The organism is Acidobacteriota bacterium (assembly GCA_016716905.1).
Lineage (GTDB): Bacteria > Acidobacteriota > Vicinamibacteria > Vicinamibacterales > SCN-69-37 > SYFT01.
In genome coordinates this window covers 1,730,012-1,751,133 of record JADJUS010000022.1, presented here as the reverse complement: position 1 = coordinate 1,751,133, position 21,122 = coordinate 1,730,012, and the positions used below count along the sequence as shown (strand labels likewise).

Below are 21,122 nucleotides of genomic sequence, written 5' to 3'. Positions count from 1 at the left end.
CGGGCTACAATCTCGGCCGTGGATCTGACTACTTCAAAACTACGAATCGACGAGCGTCAAGCGGGCGACGTGACCGTCCTGGACCTGACCGGAGAAATCACGCTCGACGACGGAGACCTCGCGTACCGAAAGAAGGTCCACGCACTCCTCGACGCCGGCAGCCGAAAACTGCTGCTGAACCTCGCCGGCGTCACCAAAGTCGACAGTGCCGGCGTCGGCATGCTGGTAGCCAAGCTCAAGACGGTGCGCGAAAAGGGCGGCGACATCAAACTCCTGAACATGACCAACCGCAGCGCGAGGCTCTTCGGCGTGATGAAGATCCTCCTCGTCTTCGAATCGTTCGACGACGAGGCGACGGCCGTGAAGAGTTTTGCCGTCAGCGTACTGTAGGCTCCACCTTCGACCACCACTGCGGCCCCAGCGCCTTCTTGCGCGGATACGTCTCGTTGAGCGTGGCCGCGTCGTAGAGCCGGCCGTTTTTCATCACCTCTGAGATCTTCACCGTATTCTTGAGGTCGTCCAGCGGGTTGGCGTCGAGCACAAGAAGGTCTGCCATCTTGCCCACCTCGAGCGAGCCGATATCGCGGCCCAGGCCGATGGACTCTGCGCCGTCGATGGTTGCCGACCGCAGCGCGTCGTGCGCCTTCATGCCACCGGCCGCCATCATCCACAGCTCCCAGTGCGTGCCGATGCCCTGCACTTCACCATGCGAGCCCAGGCCGGCTTTGCCGCCGCCTTCCACCCACTTGCGCAGCTGCTGCGCGTGGAGCGGATACACATACTGATCAGGCCGGTTATACGAAGTGCGCTTCCACTTGTCGAGTTCGTCGTGTGGCGTGAACATGCGCAGGCGCGAGTCGGCATCCAGGTCTGTACTGGTCAGGTAGTGCTGCAGCCCCGTCGGTCCTCCGTAACTCACAATCATCGTCGGCGTATACGTCAGGCCACTGGCGGCGCCGAGTTTCACGACGTCGCTGTAGAAGGGACTGATCGGCAGTGAATGCTCGAGGCCGGCGTAACCGTCCTGCATGAGCGTGAGGTTCATGGTGAAGTTGGACCCGCCCTCGGTGGTGGGCGTGAGGCCCAGTTCCTTGGCGGCCATGATCACCCACTGGCGCACCTTCCGGTCGCCGGCCAGATACTGCTTGATGGTCTTGGTGTTGTAGTGGTCCGAGTAGCGGCGAAGCACATCACGCGCATCTTCAAGGCTCCGGATGTTGTCCACCGCAAAGATGCCCGGGCCCGTGGAATAGAGGCGGGGGCCAATCAGCTCGCCGGTTTCCATCAGGTCCTGGTACGTGAGCGCATCTTCAGATGACGTCTGCGGATCGCGCTGGGTGGTGACGCCGTACGCCAGTTGCGCCAGGAACTGCGACACCTGCGCGCGATGAACGCCCCAGGCCACCCAGGTGTGCGCGTGCACGTCCACCAGGCCGGGCATCACGGTCTTGCCCTTGAGGTCGCGCACCACGGCGCCGGCGGGAATCGCCACTTTCCCCGACGGCCCAATGGCCGTTATGCGATTGTCGGTAATGACTACGTCACCGCGCGTGATGACTTCTGCGCCCTTCATCGTGATGAGCCGCGCATTGCGGAGCACGATCGTTCCCTTCGGCTTGTCCTTGTCCACGATGATCTCGACGTCCACGCGATGCGGTTCGTACTCGTAGACGGGCGGCTTGGGGGGCGCTGCGGGCTTCTGTGTCGTGGCCTGGCCCGCCGCGGGCGGTGTTGCTGGCGCCGGCGCCGGCGTGGGTGCAGGCGCGGCCGCGCGTTCGGCTTCGGCCTCGGCCGTGGCCCGGTTGACGGCATCCACGTCGGCTGAAAACGCCAGATCGTGCAGGAAGAAACTGCGGCCAATCGAATAGAAAGCGGCCGTGCTGTCGTTTGTCCAGCCGACGAAGTCGCCACCAATGCGGGTCAGTCGCCACGTCGGGACAGACGAGGGCGGCGCGGCGGAGACCGTGGGCACCGCGCCGCCAATGGGGGGCACGGTCACCATGAAGACGTTGCGATTCGCGCGGACAAGCGCGCGTTTGCCGTCGGGAGAGAGCACCACCTCATCCGGCGCGCCGCCACCGCCGCCGGGCGGTGCTGGCGCGGTGACCTTCACCACCGGCTTGAAGTCCGTACCGTCGAAGCGCACTGAGAGCACACCCTCGGACCCGGCCCACACATAGATGCGCTCGGGGTCGGGACCAATGTGTGGCGCATTCCGCCCCTGCTGCGTGGCGCCGCTGGCCACCCAGGTGATGCGCGTCGGCGCGCCCCCGGCCGCAGGCAACCAGACGTATTCGAGTTCCGCAGCCGAGCTATGGTTGCCGAAGTCCTCCAGCGTGCGCATCCGATGCATCTTGGAACCGCGCACCGCGATGATGCGCGAGCCGTCGCGTGAGTAGGTGATCTTGTCGAAGAAGGCAGACACGGGTGTGAGCTTCTGAGGCTGCCCGCTCCCATCGGCGCGCACGCGATAGATGTCGCCACCTGTTTCGTCATTCCACGTCACGTACGCGATGTACTGGCCATCGGGCGACCAGACAGGCTCATGTTCAACATCGGTGCCCGTCGTCAATCTCCGGGCGTTGCGGATGACCGCCGCCGCGGTCTGCGTAGGCTCGGCCGGTGTGGGTGCAGCCGCAGGTGTGGCGGGTGCAGGGGGTGCCGCCGGTGTAGCTACCGCAGCCCCGCCTGCGGCCGGAGTTGCGGGCGTTGGTGCGGGCGTGGCGGGCTTCTCTTTTCTTGTGCCTTTGCCTTGCGGCAGGTCCGCCACATACAGGCGATCGAGTGCGGTGAACGCCACGCGCTGGCCGTTCGGAGACGGCCGCGCGCCTCGAATCTGCGACGCGGTCAGTTTTTGATCGTCGATGGGATAGTCGAACCGCACAAGCGGTCCGAGCGGCTGATCGACCTTCGCGGTAAAAGGGATCTCGGTCGCTTCGCCTGAGGGGACGGCCACCCGCCAGAACTTGCCGCCATAGGTTGTGATGACTGCGGACGAATCGGGCGTGAAGGCGGACGCTGGCGCCACGTCGCGGTCGCGCGCGCCGCCGCCCTCGCTGTCGTCGCGCTGCACATCCATCTTCAACCAACGATCCTCGCCGGTGGCCAGGTCGATAAGTTTGAGGGCCGCTCGCGCGTCGTACCGCGTGGCGTACACGAGCCATCGGCCGTCCGGACTCGCGGTTGGGCGGAAAGCGCCCTCGTGCTCGTGTGTGCGCATCTGCAGCCGGCCGCTCTCGCGGTCGAGTTGCGCAATTTGGTACGAGCCGATCTGACGCGCGGAGCTGCGATCGACCGGATGCGGGTCGTAGTTGGAATCAGACTCATCGCCCAGGGTTCGGGTGACGAACCCCGATGGGACAGAGCCGCGGACGTTTACCCACAGGAATTTTGGGTCACTCGCGAAGACAGGCCCGGTCAGGGGCGGGGCGGCCGGCGCAGGTGCACCGGCTGCCGCGGGCGTTGCCGGGGCGCCGGTCATCTGCAGCCCCGAGCCGCCGCTCTCGTGGTACAGCCACAACTGCGGGCCCTTGGCGGCGATCACATAGTCACCATCCGGCGTCCAGATTGGCGACATGTAGTTCTCGCGCTCGGTGGTCGTCAACGCGCGCGCCTTTGTTCCGTCAGCGTTGGCGATCCAGATGTTCTCTGACCCATTCCTGTCACTGACAAACACGATGCGCTTGCCGTCGGGGGAGAAGGCGGCCTGCATGTCGTAGGCCTGACCACTCGTGATGCGCGTGGCTTCACCGCCGGTCACGGGCAGCGTGTACAAATCGCCGAGCAACTCAAAGACGATGGTGCGGCCGTCGCGAGAGAGGTCGAGCGACATCCAGGTGCCCTCGGACGTCGTGAACGACAGGGTGCGCGTGGTGACGAGCGGCAGGCCCTTGGTCCTGATGGCATCAGCCGCAGCCTTGTCGTTGTCCTGGCGCGACTGAGCTACGGGCAGCGGGGTCAAGGAGAAGAGGAGGGCGATCAACACCGCGACGAAACGAGCCGTTCGAAACATGGGCACCTCAGGAAAATGGTGTCAGGAGGATAGTAGATTTCTCTGCTGAAAAAGAGCCAATTAGCCAGTGGGGCATCGGGATCCCCGATGGGCACTGGCCGGAATCGGGCTGCTCAGGCCGTAGGAATTTCACCATGAAGGACATGAAGCTCCATGAAGGGTGACCGGGGGTGGGTGCCCGGCTTCCGCCGGGTCAGCGAGAGTGAAGGAAGTCCGTAAACGAAAGCTCCGCGTGAACTTAGCCGGTGCCTTCGTTTACGGACTTCCTCCACTCCCGCCGCCGCCGAAGGCGGCGCCCACCCCCGGTCACGTCCTGATAGCGTGTGTCGTCATGGAACTTCATGGAACTTCATGGAGAAAGCCTAGGCGCTAACGTTTTGGCGGGAGCGGCGCTTTGCGCAGATCTTCGATCTCGCGCAACATGCCGGCGACCATTGCTTCCACCACCGCGCGTCCCTTCTCGCGCGTGGCCAGGGTGGCGTCGCCGTAGATGCCCGTCGGTGAGTAACGCCCGACGCCGCGGCCCGGCACGCGCGTAAGGCCGCCGCGGCCGCCCTCGCGCGGACTGATGTCTTTCGCGGCTTTGCTCATGTCCACGCGCTCGGGTGCGATGTAGAGCATCATCGACGTCTCGATTTCATCCGCGTGCGTACCTTCGGGCTGCTGTTTCACTTTCTCCTCTTCGGCTGTCGCAATCGTCAGCACATCGGTGTATCGCATCAGCAGACCGGCCTTCGCCAGTTCTTCCGCACTGGCTTTCAGCGGAACCAACGTAGAGACGCCGGTGTTCAGCACATAGAAGCGGCGCGGTCCGTGCGGTGTCAGGCTGTTTACGATGTCCACCACCACATCACGAGCGGTCTCCTGACGCAGGTGTGTGGATCCCGGACTCAGGAACGCCGGGTAGTAGTGATACGTAATCGTGGGCGCCACCACAACGTTGCTCTCGGCCAGCACTCGGCGCTTGAAGTACTCCGCGAGTTGGTAGTCGTTGTCGAGACGCAGGTGCGGACCATGCTCCTTCGACCCGGCTCCGAGAGGAATGACAACGACCTGGTCGCCGGCTAAAATTTTCTCGGCTTCGACCCAGGTCAGGTTGGCCAGCTCGACGCCTCGCTGCTGTGCGAATACGGGCAGTGCGACAACAACAATCAGAGCCGATGTGAGCAAGCGCATGGCCGGATGATACCGTGGAGCCCTATGGCCACCATCGACAAACACGCTCCCGGTTCACCCTGCTGGTTTGAACTCTCGACCAACAATCAGACCGCCGCGAAAACATTCTACAGCGACTTGTTCGGCTGGACGATTGCCGACAGTCCAATGGGCCCCGATGCCGTGTACACGATGTTCCAGATCGACGGCCTTGATGTGGGCGCGTGCTGCACGCTGCAGCCGGAGCAGCTCACGCATGGCGTGCCGCCGAACTGGGCCGTCTACATTGCCGTTGACAACGCTGACGCCACGGCGGAAAAAGTCACGGCCGCTGGTGGAACCGTCATGGCGCCGCCGTTCGACGTGATGGACTTCGGCCGGATGGCCGTTCTTGCGGATCCTGCCGGCGCGGTGTTCTGCATCTGGCAGGCCATGACCAACATCGGCGTTCGTGTTGGTGGCGTGATGCACGCCGTCGGCTGGATTGAACTCTCAACGACCAATGAAGCCGGCGCAGCATCGTTTTACGGCGACGTGTTCGGCTGGAAAGTCACAAACGGCAAGGGTGCCGCGGCCGGGCCCAACGACTACGGCCACATTGAAAACAGCGGAGCGATGATTGGTGGCATTCCTCCCGCCACCATGCGCGACCCGAACACGCCGCCACACTGGATGATCTACGTCGAGGTGGCCGACGCGGCCGCGATGACCGAGAAGGCCCGTTCACTCGGCGCCACGGTCTGCATGGGCCCGATGGACATCGGAGAAAACGGCACCATTTCGGTCCTGTCCGATCCGCAGGGCGCGTACTTCGCCTTGCACCAGTCGCCGCCAGCGGTATAACGCCAGGGCGGTGCGTTACCGGAGCGCTTTGCCGAGGGCTAGCGCTTCGGCGTGAACCACCCGCTCCATCGCGGACTGGAACGGCATGGTCAAGACGTGCTCGACCTCGGCCAGCGCAAGTTGGGGCCGCTTCGTGTCGCGATAGAGCCGTGCGAGCTGCAAGTGGTGATCGCTGACCTCTGGTACCTGAAGCTCAGCGAACGCCAGGTCGCGCTCGGCGTCCACCCAGTTCGCCTTCTTGAGCTCTCCGCCACCAAGAAGGCTGGTCGCGAACCATCGTGTGAGGCGGCTCATGCGCAGGACGCCGGCGGTGAGCCGGCCTCGCATGTGGCGGGCGCGGCCGTGCTCTGGATCGAGCGCCAGCGTCGCATCCAGCTCCTTCTTGAGCTCCGAAGCAATGGTGACCTTGGTCCTGCCGCCTTCGCGATCCGCGCGCAGCCCGAGAACCACCGCTAACGCGAACCGGCGGCCCACGTCGCCTTCGTGTCCGGCCACAGCACTTCGAGCGTGGACCTCAGCCCCTTTAAGAAGTTCTTTGGTGCGCTCTTTGTCCGTCTCGGCGATGGCCTCCTCGATGGCCATCCAGACGACGTCGGGCACGCCGGGCACAACCCACGCAGGCCGTATGAGCAAGGCTGGGGCAATCTGGGTGAAGGCAACCAGTACCACGAGCCCGAACGTTGCCGTCAGACAATCACCTGTTGTGGAGCATGCGCCCTGGTGACGCCGAAGTCAAAAGCCGGAAACCGGCCAGGCGCCACAACAGCGCTGGGTCGTACATTCTGCCGTTCGTCACGACGAAGCGCGTGCGCCTGATCGCCGAGATGTCTGTCAGCGGATCCGCATCGAGCACGACGAGATCCGCGCGCTTGCCCAGGGCAATCGTTCCGAGTTCCGCGCCCAGACCGAGCGCGCGTGCGGAGACACTGGTCGCCGCCTGAATGGCCTGAAGTGGTGTGAGCCCGGCCTGCACGTAGAGTTCCACTTCCCGCAAGAGGCTGTATCCCGGCAACGCGCCGTCGGTGCCGGCCACGACCGGCACGCCCTTGTCGTGAATTGCTTTCAGCATGGAGGGACCGCGCGGTGCAGGATCTCTGGCCGGTACCGCTGGCGCCGCTTGCGCGGGTCGCGGATTGTTGAGGACGCTGCGATAGTTCGCCGCCAGAGCATACGGCGCGTTGGCAATGCCAGGCTCGATTGTCTCGGCACGCACGTCACGCGGCCGGCCGAGCAATTCGCCCCAGGCCTGCGTCGGATCGATCACGGTGTGGCGCTCGGCCAGCAGACCGATGATGCGGTCGGTTTCGGCTGAGCCAGGCTGTCCTCGCAGAGGCTGATGCGCCACCTGGTCCATTCCAGCAAGGACGGCAGCCTCAAGACCGAGTGCCGTCGGCACGTGCCCGGTCACCGCCATCTTCAGCTCATGCGCACGCACAGCAATCGCCGCTGCCACATCGGGCTGCACGAGGCTATACAGCTTCATCTGGCTGAAACCCAGCGCGTGGTAGCGATCGACGATGGCGCGGCCCTCGGCAGCAGTGGAAGCCACCACGGTGCCGAACCCGCCATCGCCGGGACCATCCACAAGGCCCGCGAGTTCCACTCGCGGCCCAAGCCCTCGGCCGGACGCAAGTTCGTTGCGGAACGCACTCAGAAACAGCGCCTCGCCTCCCATGTCACGAATGGTCGTCACGCCGGCTGCCAGATACGCGGGCGCCCATTCGATCTGTGAGGCGTGCGCGTGCATGTCGATCAGGCCGGGGATGATCGTGGCGCCGCTCACATCAATGACGCGAATGCCCTGCGGCAATGTCATGCGATCGCGCGGCCCAACGCCGGCGATGCGTCCATTCCGCACCCACACCACGCCATCCTCGATCGCCGGCACATCGTCACCAGTGATGACACGAGCGCCCGAGAGGGCGTAGACACCCGAAGCGGTGGGTGCGGTCGCACTCGCGAAACCCGCGAGGTCGGCCATGCGATCGCGCACCGAACTCGCCTGGAGTGCCGGCAGTGCCCCCACCAGATCCTCGCGCACCGCTTCAAACGGCAGGATGTGGATGCGCGACACTAACGCGGCAAACGCGCCCCGGGCGTCCACCCAGACCGTCTCGCGACCCCACACGACGCCATCCAGACTGTAGCGGCGGAGCTTCACGGTCTTGCCACCCGCCTGCACGTCCTCGGCGCCGCGGAACGTCACCTCGATGCGGCTGTCGGCATCTCCGGGCAACAGCACGATGCTGGCCGGGCGCTTGTGACGCTCCCAGTAGTCGATCAGCGACGCACGCGCGGCGACGGGTGCCCAACTGCGAGCCGGAAACCACGTCGCCGGCAGCGCCACATCCGTGGACTCCCCCATCGACGTCACCCGCGCCGTTTGGCCGGTGACTGTGACTTCGGCGTCCACGTTCACGAATCGATAGCTCTTGCCGGCGGCCTTGAAATGCCGCGGCGTGCCGTCGGGCAGCACGCTCAGCGATGCGGTCAGCTGGAGGCGGGTGCCACGGTCCACCAACTCCATCTCGGAGGTGAGTGTGCGACCCTCTGGCGTCACCACCGTTGTCGCGCGCTCAACGCCGACAGGCCGCTCGATTAGAAACAACTGGATTCGGGCCGTAGCCGTCTCTTGGGCGCCAGGTCCGGCCGAACCCAGCAGGGCGCAGACGACGACAGATACCAGAATCATGGGAGCGCGCATGCGGCGAATTCTAGCCGGGATTACAATGCGCGACATGCATCGACTTGTTCTGGCCGTGGCACTTTTTGCCGCGCTTGCTCCCCAACAAGTGCCCCGCACCGGCGACCCGGTCAAGCGCGGCTACACCGAGGCGGACTTCCCGCGGGTGCAGAAACTGGCCGAGGGCGTCTATTCGTACGAACAATTGCGTTCGGCCGGCAGTGAGAAGTTCACAACGGTCAGCCTCTTTGTCGTGACCTCCGAAGGCGTGCTCGTGGCCGACGGCCAGGGCAGCATGGAGGAAACCCTGCGCATGGTGCGCGAGATTGCCAAAGTCACCCGCCAACCCATCACCCATGTCGTCATCGGCTCTGATCATGGCGACCACACGGCGGGCAACGCGGCGTTTCCTTCAACGGCGAAAGCGTTCGCGCATCCCTCTTCGAAGGCGATTCTTGAAGGCCCCTCGGGCGTGGCGCCGCAGCCAATCACGGCCGTCCCTGACAAAACGACGTTGAAGTTGGGCGGAATCGAGATTCAGATTCTGTTTCTCGGGCGGGCGCACACGGGCGGGGACCTGAGCGTGTATCTGCCGAAGGAGAAGATCCTCTTCATGAGCGAGGCCTATCTCAATCGCATCTTCCCCGCGATGCGGTCGGCCTATCCGTCGGAGTGGGTTGCGACGATCGAGAAGGCTCAGGCGATGGACGTGACCACGTACGTGCCTGGTCACGGGTTCGTAGAGTCGCCGGCCATCCTCAAGGAGGAACTGGAGATGGCGCGCAAGGCGTTGGTGCAGGTCATCGCGGAAGCGAAGCGGTTGCACGCCGCAGGCGTTCCTGTCGAGGACGCTGTCAAGCAGGCGAAGTTTGGCGACCTGGACGCCTGGACGATTCGATCAAGCCAGGCTGCGACCGCTATCCGTCGGGTGTACCTGGAGCTCGACGGCAAACTTCGGTGATCACGACGGATCACAGGAGGCGGGGAGTTCAGGAGCCTTCTAGATCACGACGGATTACAGGAGACGCGGAGAGTGGGAGCTTGGTTTTTGCAAGACCATAAGATCCGGCCTCGGTGCCTCGGAGTCTCCTGTGGTCCGTCGTGATCAGCGCGCTGTGAGTGCGCGCGCGATCGTGGCTTCAGCGTCCTGATGCAACGTCGGCGGGGCGCCGTAGTGGGTGCCGGCCAGCCGCCCGCGCGGGTCGTACACCAGCAGCGTGGGCACCACGCTGACGTCGCCAAATGCCGCGAGCATCGCCGGTGATCGCATCACCCATCGCAGGGGAACGTTCAGCTCCGATGCCAGGCGCCTGACCAGCGGTTCGTCCGACTCCACGGCCAGCGCGAGCACCACCACACGGTCACCGTGTTTCTTCTGCAGTTCGCCGAGCCAGGCGAGCGTGCTACGGCATGGCGGACACCACGTGGCCCAGAACTCCACGACCACCACTTTGCCCGCCAGGTCGCGCGGACGGACGAGCTGTCCGTTGAGATCGGTGAAGTTCAGCGCCGGCATCACGGCAGGCTCGCCGCTGTCCACCGGCGCGGCGAGCGCTGATGCGTCCGACTTCTTTCCAGCCATCAGCAGGTCGATGACCCGCGTCAGGTCGGCCCGGAAGCGCTCGTGGCTCTCGGCCTTGCGGAGCGGTGCGTACCGGCCTGGTTCGGCTCCTTCACCACTGGCGGTGAAGCCGAAGTCCTTCGGCGTGGCCACCAGTACGTCGTTGACGAAGATCGCGGGGTAGCGTTTCACGCCGTACTTGGCCGCCAGCGCCGATTCGCCGTAGTTCTCCACGACGAACCGCGCATCGGTGCCGTATGTCCTGACCACGCTTTGTGCCAGCAGACCTGCTGGGTCAGAGAGGTTTCAAGTGAACGGCCAGCGCACCAATGTCACTGTGACGCGAGGCGTGCGCGGCGCTGCCGTGGCCGGCGCCGCTTCGAGGGCGGCGAAGTACTTCGGCAACACGTCGTCCACCACAGCCAGCGCGATGCCGACCGCTGCCGGCGTGGGTTCGGCGCGATCGAGTTCAGTGAGCGCGCGCTCCAGAAACATGAGCGCGATGGTGTGGTCGCTCGAAAAGTCGCTGAGGCGCGGTGCGACCGCGAGCAACCGCGCGCGAATCGCCGGGCCTTCCGACACCGCCGGTGCGGGACGCAGCAGCGCAGTGCGTAACACGGCGAGCAAATACCGCTGCAGCGCGCCATAGCGGAGGCCGGCGGCGTCCAGCTCTCTTGCCTCTTTGAGCGCCGAACTCGCGCCAATGAACTCCGAGTGTCGGTCGATCGACACCGGCGGCCGATACAACGCCAGCAGCGTCGTCTCCAGGGCGTCGGTCTCGGCAGAAAGATTTTTCACGGTCACGGCCGGTGTGGCGCTTCGCAACACGGTGCGTGCGAAAGCGACGAACTGCTGCTGCGCCTGGGCGGAACCCACATAAAAGAGCCCGCTGTCGGCGTCGGTCGCGCGGCCGTACTCGATGCCGGCGTCGTACATCACCTTCACCTGAAACGCTGACGCCTCGGCCAGCGCACGCGCAGCCGCCGGGTACACGCGATCAAACGCCTTGGCAGTTGGCGCATCCGTCGATGCCCCGAGCTCGGCACCCATCCTCACCCACTCGGCCTCGAACCCAGGCACGTCACGGCGCGCTTCCGCAGGACGATCAGCCACATACTGCGCCGCCACCAGGTTCGCGCGCGCGGCGGCGAGTCTCTCGAGCGCCGTCCAGCGGCGGCCCGCCGCCAGCGCTTGCTGCGCCAGATCGAGCGCGGCCGTTGCGCCTGGCCTGACCTGCTCCCAAAGCGGCTCGGATTTCGCGGCGTTGGCGGCCAGTGCGGATCGCATGGCCGTCACTTCCAGCGCGATGGGATCCTCCGCAAGCGGCGGCAGCGCCAGCGGATCTCCGCCGCAGTGCCACGCCAGCGCGGAGATGACGATCGGACAGATCCACCGGGCAACAGCCGACATGGGCCTCAGTCTGCCACGCTAGCCGCCGGTCGAAGTGCGGCTGGTCATGGACTGGCGACCGTTGGTCACATTTTTAGCGGTTGCGGGTGCCGCGGTAGAAGCGCATGCCGCCGCTTGTGGTGCCGACGAGCAGGTCCTGCACGCCATCACCGTCAACGTCGGCGAAGGCCGGCGCCGAGATCGGCGGCAATGGCATCGGCAGCGGGTCGGCCATCACAAACTTCGGCGAGGTACGCGAACCGGCATTTCGCGCCACCATCAACGGCCCGCGATCCTCGTGGCCGATCACCAAATCGAGCAACCCATCACCATCCACATCGATGAGCGCAGGCGTGCTGCGCCGGCCAACTTTGATGTCGTCCAATTTGTCGGTAACCAGCGTGAATTTGGGCGCCCGACGGGATCCCGTATTCCGGTAGAACAGCAACAGGCCATTCGCCTGACCGGCAATGAGATCGAGATCGCCGTCGTTGTCGAGATCCCCGAGCGCAGGCGCGAGGTGACTGGCTCTCGGTGGCTTGATGGCACCGGCCGGATCGGGCACCCATCTGGGCACCTGCGGCGTGCCCTCGTTTCTCACGAACAACAGGTCCTGATTCCAGGTGCCGACGATCAGGTCAATGTCGCCGTCGGCATCAAGATCACCTGCCGCCGGCGTGAAATTGTAGGCGTCGACCAACCGCACGGCATCCATCGCCCGGTATTGAGGTGCGGTGCGAGTGCCGTCGTTCCGGTAGACCTGCAGCGACGGGAACGACCCGGTCTGCGCATCAATTTTGCTGCCGACGATGAGGTCGAGGTCGCCGTCGGCATCGATATCGGCAAATGCCGGCGCGGCGTCGGACCCATGGTCGATGCCGTCGAGGAAACGTTTAGTGCGCAGGGTGAATGCGTTCGCCGCTGTTCGTTCCCAGAAGAAGAAGTTGTCTTCGCCGGTACGAATCGGATTAAACGCCCCGCCGATGACCCCGATAAAGAAGTCGAGGTCGCCGTCACCGTCCATGTCCACCGGAGCGGGGGCGTTGTAGCCGCTGGTGCGCGCGCCGTCCGCAAACGGCAGGGTCACCGGCTCCGACTGGAACGACGGGTTGGAGCAGGTGCTGCCGACGTTTTCGATCAGCAGGATCGCCGGCTCGAAGAAGTCGCCCCAGAACAGATCCTGATCGCCGTCAGCATCGAAGTCGCCCAGCGCGAGTGCATTGGCGCCGTGGCGTGTCGTCGGCATGCCGATGCCGCCGATGATCTCGATTCCCTCATAGCGCTCGGCGATGAGCGCAAATTGTGCGACGCCTGGTCCGGTGGCTTCGTACCGGTCCACCACGCCTTCGACGCGTCCCACCAGCATGTCGAGGCGGCCGTCACAATCGATGTCGGCCAGTGCGGGAATGTTCTGGCGATCCATGAACATCGGCGCGCCGGTGCCGTCACGCAACTCTCCCACAAGCGTAAACGCCGGCGCCTTCTTTGTTCCTGTGTTGCGATAGTGGCGAATGCGACTGACCGGCGATTCGGACAGCAAATCGATCACGCCATCGTTATCGAGGTCAATGAAACGGAACCACTCGGCGGTGTCGATGTCCTGAAAGCGATCCGTCCGCCACTCATACCGGGGCGCGCCGGCAGAACCGGTGTTCTCGAAAAACCACAAGCTGTTCGAGTACTCCTGGAGGAAGAGGTCCGCGTCACCGTCGCCGTCAATGTCGGTGAACTGCGGCCGCGGCACATCAAGGCCACCCAGGAACGGCAGCGCATGCGCTGCGCCATCGGCGCGCGCCACCGGGAATGGCGCCACGGCGCGCTCGAACCGGACGCCCGCGATGGACGGCACCGGCGCCGCCGACTGCGACCACACGGCGAGCGGAGTCAGAACCGCAGTTACGACGACCGCCGTCGCCACCACACGCCGGCGTCCCAGCATCAGGCCCTACCGCCCCATGCCCGTCAGGTTCTTGCCGAGCGGAAGGGTCTTGGTGACCTTCCGTGTGGCCACGTCCATCACCACGAGTGCGGCGGTGCCATCGGCGCCGGGCATGACGTGGCCGGCATGGGCTGGGTCGGCCATGTGATCCATCTTGTTGTTATTGGTCACAAACGCGGTGCGCCCGTCAGCGGAAAACACCACCTGATGCGGCTGCATGAACGCCGGATCGGTCACGCGCGCCACCACGGCCCACGTACTGGCATCAACGATGGCGATTTCGTTGGCCATCTTGACCGGCACCCACACAAACTTGCCGTCCGGCGTGAACACCGGATCAAACACCATCTTGCCGAGGGGCACAGACGCCTTGAGCACAGGGGCTGCGGGTGACACCAGGTCGAACACCATCAACTGGCCTGAGACTTCCGTCGATGCCACCAGGGTCCGTCGATCGGGCGACACCGCAAACTGCACGAAGCCGTGCGTGGGACCGGTCACGTCCACGATCCCCACCTTCTCATCGGCCAGCGCGATTGCGGCCAGCTGATTCACACCCAGGCTCGCCGTATAGGCATATCCTCCGGCCACAGCCACTGGATGCGGCCGCGGAAAGAGGATGTCGATTTCCGAACCTGTCATCGTGGCGCGATCGATCACGGCTACTCGCTTGGGAGGGTTCACCGCGCTCATCGACCGGCTGACCACCAACTGATTGGTGCCGGCCAGTGACAACATGCCCGGCGTCTCCATCTCGAAGTGCGCCACCGGCGTGCCCGCACGATTGAACTTCACCACTCGGTTTGCGCCGATGAGCGACACGTACCAGTGCGCGCCGTCCGGCTCCACCACGATGTAATGAGGTTTGGCGGTGGCCGGGTACCCGAGCGCCTGCAGGTCGATCATCCGGATGACCTTGCCTGCCGCCATATCCACAATCGCGATTTTCGCGTCGTCCTGCACACAAACGTAGAGAGGGCCTGTCGTCTGATCGGGAACCGAGGCGCGTGAAGACACACCGGCAGTGATAGCCAGGACAAGCGCGCACGTGATGCGCACAAAAACACGAAGCGAGGGCATGACGACTCTCCTAACGGCGGACGGGACGGTCGGTGGGTCGCACCAGGAACAGCCCCTGTTCGATGCTGTTCACGATGATGATGCCGCTCTTGAAGAACGGAAAGACGCTCCAGGCCCCGTTAAAGCCCGCGCCGTTATCGGTGTAGGGTGCGGTGTCGAAGTACGCCACTTCTCTGGGATTCTCGCGGTCCTTGATGTTGAGGATGCGCAGGCCCGAGCGGTAGTTGGCCTGGTACATGTAGTCGCCCTGGATGTAGAGGTTGTGATCGGACGCCGCCTCTACGCCCATGTGTTCCTTTGCGAGCTTCGGATTCTCAAGGTCGGTCAGGTTCCAGACCAGAGTCCGGGTTTTTGTGACAAGCCCGCCGGTCTCATCGCCCTCGTCATTCAGGTAGTAGTACGTGTGGTCGTCGGTCAACCAGCCTTGATGGGCGTACGCCACGTTGGGATACCCGGCGCGAGACAGCGCCTTCGGATTCGCCTTGTCGGTCACATCGGCGATCGAGATCGTGTTTTCGTTCGACCCGATACAGATCTCGCGGCCCTTGTAGCGCTTGTCCGGGCCCTTGTAGGTGACACACTGCGCGTCGTGGGAGTAACCCGTACCGGCGCGACCGGTCTGGTTGTCAGCGAAACAACCGGCGAACTTCGGCAACTTCGGCTCGCGGATATCGATCATGTGGAGACCACCGCCACAGGTGGTGCCGCCCGCGCTTGAGCCCACGGAATACGCGTAACCGCTGTCTTCGTTGATGACGATGTTGTGGGCGCTGGCGATTTCCTTGTAGAGGTAGTCGTACTCAACTTTGACCGGCTGACCATTGGCCTGCGGCTTGAGCGTGCGCAACCGGGTGAGGTCGAACACCTGCATGCCGTGGGGACCCGCGCCGTCAGACACGATGTAGGCGTGGTCTTTGTAGATCTTGATGTCGCGCCATGCGGCGGGTCGCGCACCGTCGGTCAGGGGCAGATCGGCCACCGCGATCGGCCGGGTGCCGTTGCTCATGTCCACGAACGTCGAACCGTCGCGACGGCCCACGAGAGCCCACTCCTTGCCGGTCCGGGAATCGGTCCATCCCCAGATGTCGTTCATCTGGATGTAGTGGCCGTCATGCGTCAGCTTCGATGGCGGCAGGAAGGCCGTCAGTTCGGTGCTGGCGCAATCAAACACTTCCACCTTGCCCTGGGTGTTGCACTTGCGTTCCTCACCGAGGAGCGCCGGCAATTCGTCGAGCGCGGGCGACAGCATCGGCTGCGCCGCCCAAGCCCCGCTCGCGTCGCGCTCGTAGATGATCACGGCGCCGCCGCCGTATCCCACACCAGTGGCGCCGATGGCCGCCACGCTGCCACGAAGCGATACCGATTGGCCGGCGTTGGCACTGGGCGCCATATTGGCGGGCACCAGCATGTTGGGCCCGGCGATGGTGTTTGTCGCGGCGTCGCGCGTGAACACGGCCACGGCGCCGGCGCCTCCCGCGCGTGGGGCGGTCACCCACACCTGTGTATCGTCAGCGGCTACAGCGCTGGCAAACCCATTGGCGCGGCTTCCCACCGACTGCGTCAGGCGCGCCTGTTCCGCCCAGACGAAGTTGCCGCCGGCCGGCGGCGTCTGGCCGGCCGCACCGGCACCGCCGCCTCGAGCGGCCTGCTGCACTTTCATCCACACGTAGGCGGCGCCGTACCCGCCGGCATCGCCAGGCGCAGTGACCACGGCCTGCTGGCCGTTGAAGTTGATGCTGGTGCCGAACATGTCCGCCGGTCCCGCGCCTTGAGGCGTAAAGCTGCGTGCGCGCGTCCACGCGCCTGCCGCATCAAGCTCAAACTCATGCACCAGGCCGGCGCGGTTGTTCTGCCCCACTGCGCCAATCAGCGCCGAGGACGCCGACATGGCGATGGATGCGCCGAAGCCGTCACCGGCCGGCTGATCCGGCGCAGTCAGGGTGGAGACAAACGCGTACTGCCCGTCGGCCCCGCGTTTGAAGGCGAAGACCTTCCCGGCAGGCAGTGCCGGCGCCGCTGTTGCGGCCGCACCGGGACCACCGCCTCGGCGCCCGCCCAGCATCACCTGCTGGCCCACGAACAACCAGTCGCCCGCAGCGCCGATCGCGGAAAACTGCACGCCTTCGGCGCCGGTGACAGCCGAGTTCGCAATGACGCCCGAGTGCGTCCATGCGCCCGATCGCTTTTCAAACAGATGCACGGCCGCAGGCCCGGCGCCGACAAAGAGCCGGGAACCGTCCAGTGCCAGTGAAGATCCAAAGCGGTCGCCCACTGCGGCGTCAGGCTTGCGCAGCACCGCGGCCTCCTGCCAGCCTGTGCCCGCCTTTCGGTACACGTAGACCAGTCCGGGCCGGAACTGGTTGGCCGCCTCGCCCACGAACACTTCGCCGTCGCCGACAATCACGGCGCCGCCAAAGCCCATGGCCGCGTCAGCCGCCTCACGGGCGCCCGTTTCCGCACGCAAGCCGAAGGCAACAAACGCGAAAACGGCCCCACACAAGACAAATCGCTGCACAGTGCGCATGAGAACTCCTGATTGATGTGAACGGGCGGATCGTAACACGCCGCTTCAGCGGATGCCCATCCGCTGCAGGCGCCTGAGGTTATCGAGCGCTGGAGCGTGATTGGGATCCAGATCGAGCGCGCGCCTGATCTCGACCATGGCTTCCTGGTAGCGCCCGATGGAGGCCAGCGCGCCACCCAGATTGCTGTGCATCCCCGCCGAGCCTGGGTTGAGCGCCACGGCTCGCTCGAAATGCGGAATGGCTTCCTTCGCCCGGCCCTTTGACAGGAGCATCGCCGCGAGATTCACGTGCGCATCCCCGTAGTCGGGATTCACCGCAATCGATCGGCGGAACGCGGCTTCAGCCTCGCTGGTGCGATTCAGGGCGCTGAGCGCCGTTCCGAGGTTGTAGTGCATCACCTCGTCGCTGGGCGCGAGTGCGGCGGCCCGGCGGAAGTGCTCAACTGCAGCGGCAGCCTGGCCCTGCGCCATCATCGCCGCGCCCAGATAGTTCCGCGTGCCCGAGGTGCGGTCGCCCAGCCGAATCGCCTTCTCGAGCCGCTCGATGCCTTCGGCGAACCGTTGCACCTCCACGTAGGCGCCTCCCAGAAAGCCGACGTACTCGGTATTGTCGGGTTCGGCGCGCACGCGAATCTCACCCAGTGCGACGTTCGCCAGCTTGTACCTCGCATCAAATTCCTGGACGAGCCTCAATGCATCAGCGGGAGACTGCGTCAGCAGCTGCAGCCCGAGTTCCGCCATTTCGTCGGTGGCCTTCGGTCCGGCTTGCACCCGTTTGGGGGGGGTGTTGGGGTTGTGTTTATTCGCGGCCGAATTGTCGAAGGTGTACCGCATGCTCACCTTCGTGCCTCGCGGCAGCGAAATGGGTGATGCGTACCGATAGTCTTGCTGCCAGTGAAAATCCCAGTGCTCAATGTGAAGCAGCGACTTGACGGAGCCGTCCGGCAACGTCGCGAAGGCGCGCATCTCTTTGCCAAGGAAATGTGCGTGCGGGTAGACACTTAGCAGGTCCACGGCCACAGGCAGCTCATACGTGTCGGTGACGAGGTAGTCGCTTTGGCCCGCGGGGATGTCGATCGCTTTTGATCCCAACCGCACCGTCACCGGCCGCTGCACCGGCGGCGTCGTGGTCAGGAACAGGCCGACTGTGGGCTGCAACGTGGAGCCCGTGTCGGTCTTGATGACGTGCAACTCCACCACCACGTCGGCGCCGCGCTCCAGCCGCCAGGGCATCGTGGTGGGCGACACGATAGGCCCGCGGCCCGGCGCCCAGCCGATGAATTGCCCGTCTGGGTCAAGCACGCTGAGCGCCATGCCGTCGAACCCCGGCTGCCCATCGGTGCCGTCACGACGCCGCGATGCCGATGTGCGATCGACACGAATCACGGCGTGATGCACGGGTGCGCCGTTCGTCTTGAACTCCACCGCACGCACGAACACGCCGTCGGTCAACGGCGTCCGAAACACCAGATTGCGATACACGTCATCGGCTCCGGCGCGCACGGTGTACGGCTTGTCCGTGGTCAGGATCACGTCTGGCGTTCCCAGCTCCCACCCGTCAGGAAAAGACGGAGTGGCGGGCCGATCTGCGGCGTTCCCTTCGACCGCACCCTCTTTGGCCCAGCGCTGAATGACATCAATCTGCTCCGGCCGCAGCCGCCGGTCACCAACGATCGGATACTGCCCAGGCGCGGGCAGCCACGGTGGCATATGCCCTTCGCGGGTGGCTTTCGCGATCGCATCGGCGTGCTCCGCAACCTCCGCATGCGTCAACAGTGAAAACGGCGCAACCCCGCCCGGACGATGGCAGGAGGCGCAGTTCGCAAACACAATCGGCGCGATGTCCTTGTTGAACGTCACCGCGACGGGCGCTGGCGTGGGCTTGCCGCACGCGGCGGTGAGCGCCGTCAGAGCAGCAACGGCGAGGGCGGTGCGGGACGAACTCATCAGCGGTCTTGAATTATAGTCTCCGCATGCTCCAGCGAATGGTCCTGGTCCTACTGCTTGCGGCGGGGGTTGGGGCAATGCACGCCCAGAATCCGAGGCCGGCACAACCCTGGCCTGCGTATGCCGCCGATAACGCCGCGACGCACTATTCGCCCCTGGCCGACATCGACGCGGCGAATGCCGCGAGCCTGTCTGTGGCGTGGGAGTGGGCGACCGCCGAACAACCGATGCCACAGTTCGGCGCACAGCCCGGCAATTTCCAGAACACCCCGTTGATGATCGACAACGTGCTCTACGTGAGCACGCCCTACAACCGCGTGGCGGCCCTCGACGCCGAGACAGGCAAGGAGGTCTGGTCGTACGATCCGAAGGCGTACGAAGATGGCCAGCCGCCAAACGGCACGGGCTTCGTCCATCGCGGTGTGGCTGCCTGGCGCGACGGTGCGCAGACGCGCATCTTCCTCAACAGCCGCTGGCGCCTGATCGCGCTCGACGCCAGGACCGGCGAGCCCATCACCTCCTTCGGCACCAACGGCATCGTCGATCTCACGCAGGGCCTGCGGCGCGAGGTCAATCGCAAGCACTACACCAATACGTCGCCGCCGGTGGTCTACAAGAACCTCGTCATCCTCGGCAACGGTGTAGGCGACCGGTTGACCTACAAGGGCGATCCGCCGGGTGATGTGCGAGCGTTCGACGCCCGCACGGGCAAGCAGGTGTGGCGATTCAACACCGTGCCCGGCGCCGGCGAGTTTGGCAACGACACCTGGGGCAACGAGTCGTGGAAGGCAACCGGCCACACCAATGTCTGGGCGCCGATGTCGCTCGACGAGGCTCGTGGACTGCTTTATCTGCCCGTCAGCACACCCAGCAACGACTTTTATGGCGGCGACCGGCCCGGCGCCAATCTTTTCGGCGAGTCGATCGTGTGCCTTGATGCCGCCACTGGCGCGCGGAAGTGGCACTTCCAGATCGTGCATCACGGCTTGTGGGACTACGACCCGGCTTCTGCGCCGGCGCTCGTGACCATGACGGTCAACGGGCGTCGCGTGGACGCCGTGGTGCAACTCACGAAGCAGGGGTTTGCGTTCGTGTTCGATCGGGTGACGGGGCGGCCGATCTGGCCAATCGAGGAGCGGCCGGTGCCGCCCAGTGACGTCGCAGGTGAAGCCGCCTGGCCCACCCAGCCGTTTCCGACCAAACCTGCGGCCTTCTCCCCGCAGGGCCTCACGCTTGACGATGCCTTTGATGTGACGCCGGAGTTGAAGGCGCAAGCGCAGGCGGAGATGAAGAAATACCGGATGGGCCCGCTGTATACACCTCCGTCGGTTGAAGGCGCGTTCATGAACCCTGGTGTCATTGGCGGCGCGAACTGGGGCGGGTCGGCGTTTGACGGCGAGACTGGACGGCTCTACATCAAGACCAGCAATCAGCCGGCGCTGGCGCGAATTCGACCCTCGGATCGTACTGCCGCGAATCCGCGCGCGGCCGAAGTGGATGCCAACTTCATCGGCGCCCTCGGTGGCGGAACGTTCACGCCCACCCCACCACCCGGGTACACGGGGACGGGCCGGATAGGGGGCCTTCCGCTCGTGAAGCCGCCCTACGGTGAACTCGTGGCTATCGACATGGGTCGCGGCGACATTGTGTGGCGCGTGCCGTTTGGCGACAACGCATCAGTGCGGTCGCATCCGTTGTTGAGCAACGTCACTCTGCCCGCGCGGTTGGGCGCCGCAGGCGCGCCCGGCGTCATTGTGACGAAGTCGGGTCTGGTGATCGGCGGCGGCGGCGACAACGCGCTGAACATCTTTGACAAGACCACGGGCAAAGAGATCGCCCGATTCCCATTGCCGCGGCGCTCCAGCGGCACGCCGATGACCTACCGCGCGCGTTCAGGCCGGCAATTCATCGTGATGGCCACGGGCAGCGGCGCGAACGCGTCGCTGGTGGCGTGGGTGTTACCTCGCGCAGATTAGGGCAAAACGACCT

General features: G+C 65.0%; 14 protein-coding genes. 4 read left to right on the top strand and 10 right to left on the bottom strand.

Annotated elements, in window-relative coordinates:
• Positions 1 to 18 precede the first annotated feature (18 nt).
• Positions 19 to 390: an STAS domain-containing protein gene (locus tag IPL75_23625; protein ID MBK9243183.1), complete on the top strand. Its 372-nt coding sequence runs from the start codon at positions 19 to 21 to the stop codon at positions 388 to 390.
• Here IPL75_23625 and IPL75_23620 read toward each other — a convergent pair.
• Positions 377 to 4,012, bottom strand: a complete 3,636-nt coding sequence (locus IPL75_23620; protein MBK9243182.1) for a PD40 domain-containing protein — start codon at positions 4,010 to 4,012, stop codon at positions 377 to 379. The genes IPL75_23625 and IPL75_23620 overlap by 14 nt on opposite strands.
• A gap of 369 nt (positions 4,013 to 4,381) precedes the next feature.
• Entirely contained in the window at positions 4,382 to 5,188 is an 807-nt protein-coding gene (locus IPL75_23615) for a creatininase family protein (GenBank protein MBK9243181.1), read from the bottom strand.
• A 24-nt stretch (positions 5,189 to 5,212) separates the two neighbouring features.
• Between IPL75_23615 and IPL75_23610 the strand changes: the two genes are divergently transcribed.
• Entirely contained in the window at positions 5,213 to 6,010 is a 798-nt protein-coding gene (locus tag IPL75_23610; GenBank protein ID MBK9243180.1) for a VOC family protein, read from the top strand.
• Between the two features lie 15 nt (positions 6,011 to 6,025).
• Here IPL75_23610 and IPL75_23605 read toward each other — a convergent pair whose 3' ends face one another.
• Positions 6,026 to 6,679, bottom strand: coding sequence for a hypothetical protein (locus IPL75_23605; GenBank protein ID MBK9243179.1), 654 nt, complete (start codon positions 6,677 to 6,679; stop codon positions 6,026 to 6,028).
• Positions 6,680 to 6,704: 25 nt separating this feature from the next.
• The gene (locus IPL75_23600) at positions 6,705 to 8,714 is read right to left on the bottom strand and encodes an amidohydrolase family protein (GenBank protein ID MBK9243178.1); all 2,010 of its coding nucleotides are present in this window, start codon (positions 8,712 to 8,714) and stop codon (positions 6,705 to 6,707) included.
• Between the two features lie 34 nt (positions 8,715 to 8,748).
• On the opposite strand from IPL75_23600, the gene IPL75_23595 reads away from it, so the two are divergent.
• The gene (locus tag IPL75_23595; protein MBK9243177.1) at positions 8,749 to 9,654 is read left to right on the top strand and encodes an MBL fold metallo-hydrolase; all 906 of its coding nucleotides are present in this window, start codon (positions 8,749 to 8,751) and stop codon (positions 9,652 to 9,654) included.
• A 144-nt stretch (positions 9,655 to 9,798) separates the two neighbouring features.
• Here IPL75_23595 and IPL75_23590 read toward each other — a convergent pair whose 3' ends face one another.
• The 6 genes from IPL75_23590 to IPL75_23565 form a co-directional block, all read right to left on the bottom strand.
• The gene (locus tag IPL75_23590; protein MBK9243176.1) at positions 9,799 to 10,524 is read right to left on the bottom strand and encodes a TlpA family protein disulfide reductase; all 726 of its coding nucleotides are present in this window, start codon (positions 10,522 to 10,524) and stop codon (positions 9,799 to 9,801) included.
• A gap of 36 nt (positions 10,525 to 10,560) precedes the next feature.
• The gene (locus tag IPL75_23585; protein MBK9243175.1) at positions 10,561 to 11,664 is read right to left on the bottom strand and encodes a hypothetical protein; all 1,104 of its coding nucleotides are present in this window, start codon (positions 11,662 to 11,664) and stop codon (positions 10,561 to 10,563) included.
• Positions 11,665 to 11,737: 73 nt separating this feature from the next.
• Positions 11,738 to 13,582, bottom strand: coding sequence for a VCBS repeat-containing protein (locus IPL75_23580; GenBank protein MBK9243174.1), 1,845 nt, complete (start codon positions 13,580 to 13,582; stop codon positions 11,738 to 11,740).
• Between the two features lie 6 nt (positions 13,583 to 13,588).
• Positions 13,589 to 14,662: a hypothetical protein gene (locus tag IPL75_23575; protein ID MBK9243173.1), complete on the bottom strand. Its 1,074-nt coding sequence runs from the start codon at positions 14,660 to 14,662 to the stop codon at positions 13,589 to 13,591.
• Positions 14,663 to 14,672: 10 nt separating this feature from the next.
• Positions 14,673 to 17,186 (bottom strand): choice-of-anchor B family protein, encoded by a 2,514-nt coding sequence (locus tag IPL75_23570; GenBank protein MBK9243172.1) that lies wholly within the window; start codon positions 17,184 to 17,186, stop codon positions 14,673 to 14,675.
• Between the two features lie 45 nt (positions 17,187 to 17,231).
• A complete protein-coding gene (locus tag IPL75_23565; GenBank protein MBK9243171.1) occupies positions 17,232 to 19,133 on the bottom strand; it encodes a tetratricopeptide repeat protein in 1,902 nt (633 codons plus the stop codon).
• 26 nt (positions 19,134 to 19,159) lie between these two features.
• Between IPL75_23565 and IPL75_23560 the strand changes: the two genes are divergently transcribed.
• Complete coding sequence (locus tag IPL75_23560; protein ID MBK9243170.1) at positions 19,160 to 21,109, top strand: pyrroloquinoline quinone-dependent dehydrogenase; 1,950 nt, start codon at positions 19,160 to 19,162, stop codon at positions 21,107 to 21,109.
• Positions 21,110 to 21,122 lie beyond the last annotated feature (13 nt).

What these genes read in the sequence shown, in the direction of transcription:
- IPL75_23620 (MBK9243182.1), bottom strand. Translation starts at nt 4,012, where the DNA reads ATGTTTCGAACGGCTCGTTTCGTCGCGGTGTTGATCGCCCTCCTCTTC.
- IPL75_23615 (MBK9243181.1), bottom strand. Translation starts at nt 5,188, where the DNA reads ATGCGCTTGCTCACATCGGCTCTGATTGTTGTTGTCGCACTGCCCGTA.
- IPL75_23610 (MBK9243180.1), top strand. Translation starts at nt 5,213, where the DNA reads ATGGCCACCATCGACAAACACGCTCCCGGTTCACCCTGCTGGTTTGAA.
- IPL75_23600 (MBK9243178.1), bottom strand. Translation starts at nt 8,714, where the DNA reads ATGCGCGCTCCCATGATTCTGGTATCTGTCGTCGTCTGCGCCCTGCTG.
- IPL75_23595 (MBK9243177.1), top strand. Translation starts at nt 8,749, where the DNA reads ATGCATCGACTTGTTCTGGCCGTGGCACTTTTTGCCGCGCTTGCTCCC.
- IPL75_23585 (MBK9243175.1), bottom strand. Translation starts at nt 11,664, where the DNA reads ATGTCGGCTGTTGCCCGGTGGATCTGTCCGATCGTCATCTCCGCGCTG.
- IPL75_23580 (MBK9243174.1), bottom strand. Translation starts at nt 13,582, where the DNA reads ATGCTGGGACGCCGGCGTGTGGTGGCGACGGCGGTCGTCGTAACTGCG.
- IPL75_23575 (MBK9243173.1), bottom strand. Translation starts at nt 14,662, where the DNA reads ATGCCCTCGCTTCGTGTTTTTGTGCGCATCACGTGCGCGCTTGTCCTG.
- IPL75_23570 (MBK9243172.1), bottom strand. Translation starts at nt 17,186, where the DNA reads ATGCGCACTGTGCAGCGATTTGTCTTGTGTGGGGCCGTTTTCGCGTTT.
- IPL75_23565 (MBK9243171.1), bottom strand. Translation starts at nt 19,133, where the DNA reads ATGAGTTCGTCCCGCACCGCCCTCGCCGTTGCTGCTCTGACGGCGCTC.
- IPL75_23560 (MBK9243170.1), top strand. Translation starts at nt 19,160, where the DNA reads ATGCTCCAGCGAATGGTCCTGGTCCTACTGCTTGCGGCGGGGGTTGGG.